Origin of the sequence: Sinomonas humi (assembly GCF_000802235.1) — a bacterium.
Lineage (GTDB): Bacteria > Actinomycetota > Actinomycetes > Actinomycetales > Micrococcaceae > Sinomonas > Sinomonas humi.
Window position 1 is genome coordinate 1 of the sequence record NZ_JTDL01000012.1, and the last position, 3,458, is coordinate 3,458.

At 66.6% G+C, this 3,458-nt stretch carries 3 protein-coding genes and 1 pseudogene; 1 reads left to right on the forward strand and 3 read right to left on the reverse strand.

What is annotated here, in order from left to right:
• On the forward strand, window positions 1–356 hold a 356-nt coding region (locus LK10_RS00770), incomplete at its 5' end, for a citrate/2-methylcitrate synthase (RefSeq protein WP_043119359.1).
• A gap of 7 nt (window positions 357–363) precedes the next feature.
• Here LK10_RS00770 and LK10_RS00775 read toward each other — a convergent pair.
• The 3 genes and pseudogenes from LK10_RS00775 to LK10_RS22130 form a co-directional block, all read right to left on the reverse strand.
• Entirely contained in the window at window positions 364–2,166 is a 1,803-nt protein-coding gene (locus LK10_RS00775) for a glycoside hydrolase family 15 protein (protein WP_043119361.1), read from the reverse strand.
• Window position 2,167: 1 nt separating this feature from the next.
• On the reverse strand, window positions 2,168–3,217 hold the full coding sequence (locus tag LK10_RS00780) for a glucose 1-dehydrogenase (RefSeq protein ID WP_043119362.1): 1,050 nt from the start codon (window positions 3,215–3,217) through the stop codon (window positions 2,168–2,170).
• Window positions 3,218–3,227: 10 nt separating this feature from the next.
• Window positions 3,228–3,458 (reverse strand): annotated as a pseudogene (locus LK10_RS22130) (thiamine pyrophosphate-requiring protein); the annotation flags it as partial.

Below are 3,458 nucleotides of genomic sequence, written 5' to 3' on the forward strand. Positions count from 1 at the left end.
TCGAACGCGTCCACGAGACAGCCACCGCCTGGAAGGACCACGACCCCACGGCCCGCAGCGCGGCCGAGACGATCCGCGACCAGGTCCAGCGCCGCTACGGCCGCCCCGARATCCTCGGCCTCTACGACGGCCTCGAGCAGTCCATGGACGAGGCCAAGGGCATCAAGCCCAACCTCGACTACCCCACCGGCCCCGCCTACCACCTCATGGGCTTCGACATCCCCACCTTCACCCCGCTGTTCGTCGCCAGCCGCATCGTCGGATGGACCGCCCACATCATGGAACAGCTCGAGAACAACTCCCTCATCCGCCCCCTCTCGGCCTACAACGGACCCGACGAACGCCACATCGACTGAATCTGGCTCAGCCCTGCCCCTGATGGTGAATGGGGGCGTTGCTGTGGTGCCGGAGTCCGGCGTGCAGCTGCGTGGCGGTCGTGATGAGGGCGAAATGGCTGAAGGCCTGCGGGGTGTTTCCGAGCTGGCGCGCGGCCTGCGGGTCCCATTCCTCGCTGAGGAGTCCGACGTCGTTGCGGAGCCCGAGGAGCCGGTGGAAGAGCTCCTCGGCTTCGGGGCCCCGGCCAGCGCCTAGCAGAGCCTCCACGAGCCAGAACGAGCAGGCGACGAAGATGCCTTCGCGGCCCGGGAGCCCGTCGTCGCTCGCCTCAGGCTTGTAGCGAAGCACGAACCCATCTTGGGTCAGCTCGCGCTGGATGGCGTCGATTGTGCCCAGAACCCGCGGATGACGGCGCGGGAGGAACCCTACGCGGGGGATCAGGAGCAGACTCGCGTCCAGCTCCTTGCTCCCGTACGACTGGACGAACGTGTTGCGCTCGGTGTCGAAGGCCTTCTCCATGACCTCGTCGTGGATCCGATCGCGTAGGTCCTCCCACCTGTCGGCCGGCCCCGTCAGGCCCGATTCGCGCACCGCTTTGACCATCCGATCGGCAGCGACCCAAGCCATGACCTTGGAGTGGGTGAATTGACGGCGCGGCCCGCGCATCTCCCACAGTCCGTTGTCCGGCTGGTCCCAGATCTTCTCGAGATGCTCCATGATTGCCGTCTGCATGTCCCACGAGTCATCGGGCTGGCCGATGAGTGAGTTGCGGGTGAGGGCGAGACCGTCGAGGACCTCGCCCCACACGTCGAGCTGGAACTGGCCTGCCGCCGCGTTGCCGATGCGTACGGGCTTCGAATTCTCGAATCCCTTCAACCAGCCGATCTCCGTCTCGGGCAGCCGCCGTGCGCCGTGGAGGGAGTACATGATCTGCAAGTCGGCGGGGTCACCGGCCACCGCCCTCAACAGCCAGTCGCGCCAAGCCGCTGCCTCATCGGTGTATCCGCCCGCGATGAGCGACTGGAGCGTCCACGTCGCGTCCCGTAGCCAGCAGTATCGGTAGTCCCAATTGCGAGGACCGCCGATCTGCTCCGGAAGCGAGGTCGTGGCTGCGGCCACGATTCCCCCGGTAGGCATGTAGGTCAGCGCCTTGAGGGTGATGAGCGAGCGCTGGATGGCGTCCCGGTGGGGCCCGGCAGCCTTGCTCTTGGACGACCACTCCGTCCAATACGAGGTAGTCCCCTCGAGGGCCTCTTCCGCGTCCACCGAGCGGGGACGCGGAAGGTGGCTCTGCGCCCAGGTGAGGACGAACGGCACGCGTTCGCCAGCCTTGACGGTGAACTCGCTCACGGTGCTCATATGTTCGCCGTGGACCTTGGTGGTCGTGTCGAGGTAGAGAGCGTCGGGCCCCGCGACCGCATGGACGCCGGTGTGGTTGCGGCGTACCCAAGGGACGATATGACCGTAGTCGAAGCGCATGACGAGCTCTCCGCGCATCTTCACTTCGCCGCTCAGGCCCTCGACGATCCGGACCACGTCCGCGACTTCATCACGCGGGGGCATGAAGTCGATGACGCGGACGGCCCCGCCGTCGAGCTCCCACTCGGTTTCGAGGACGAGGGTGTCCTCCCGATACTGCCGCCGGGTGCACTCGCCCCCGCCCTCGGGGGCGAGCAGCCACCGCCCCGCCTTGGGTCCATCGAGGAGGCTCGCGAAGCAGGCCGGCGAGTCGAAGTTCGGCAGGCAGAGCCAATCGATCGAGCCGTCCGTGCCCACGAGCGCGGCGGTGTGCAGGTCACCGATGATCGCGTAGTCTTCGATCCTGCTCATCTCAACCCGCCTTGATCTCGAGCACGACCTTCACATCCGTAGGCTGGCGCTCGAAAGCCTGCTGGTACTGCTCCAGCGGGACGCGGCGCGTGATCAGGCGCCCGAGCCAGTCCTTGTCGGCCTTCTTGAGCGCCTCCGCAGCAGCCTCGTAGTGGCCCCGGTTTGCGTTGACGCTGCCGAAGACCACGTCATTGCCCAGGACCGCCTCGCGGTTCACCCCGCCGACATCGACTTGGAGCTCCTTGCCCGTCGAGGAGACCCCCGTGAGGCAGGTGATCGCGTCGAGACCGTGTTTGGTAATGGCCTCCATGACCACCGATGGTACGCCGGTGCACTCAAGGAGGACGTCGGCCAGCACCCCTGACTCGGTGAGCGTATCGGTGTGGTAGGTAGCGCCGAGGCTCCGCACAAGGTCCGGCTTGGGGCCGTCCTCGACCCGGTCGTAGACGTGGACCTCAAGACCGCGCTGGACGCCGAGCAGTGCCGCGAGCAAGCCGACAGGCCCAGCACCTGTGACGACCGCGACCTTCGGATCGAAGAAGGCCCGCTTGCCGATGCGCTCGATGTGCTCCCATGCCTTCGCGACAATCGTGGTGGGCTCAAGCAAGACCCCGACGCCGGTCAGGGCCGGGTCGAGCCGGACCAGGGCATCCGCGTCGGCCCGGTACTGCTCGCGGGCAAAGCCGTGCCGTCCCTTGATGCCATGCTCGGTATAGAGGCCGTTGCGGCACATGTCCCACTGCCCAGCCGCACACGCCTCGCAGGGAACCGGGTCGGGGCGCCGCACGATGCCTACCACGAGGTCGCCTTCCGAGAGGCCGGAATCCTTCGGCGCCGAGATGACGCGGCCGAGGTTTTCGTGCCCGATGACGAGGTGCTTGCTGCCTTCGGGCGCCTCGCCGTACTGGCCGGTGATGATCTCGATGTCTGTCCCGCAGAGCCCGACGTCAAGAGCTTCGACGAGGACGCTCCCATCAGATTCCGCGGGCTCGTCCATCTCCAGCAGTTCCAGCGAATCCTTCACGCCAGGGGTCACGGCCAATGTCTTCATGAGTTTCTCCTTAACGGTCGTTTCCCTCATGGGGGAGGAATTCTTGGGCTTTGGTCTTGATGCCTTCGCGGAGGACGCCCCAGACGCTGTCGTCGCCTTTGAGCATGGCTTTGGCGCTGTTGAGTGCCTGTTCGAGGGTTGCGTGTGGGGGGATGGGTGGGATGTCGGGGTCGGTGCGGATGTCCAGGAGGGTGGGCCGGTCGGCGTGGAGGGCGTTCTCCCAGGCGGTGGGGAGCTGGTC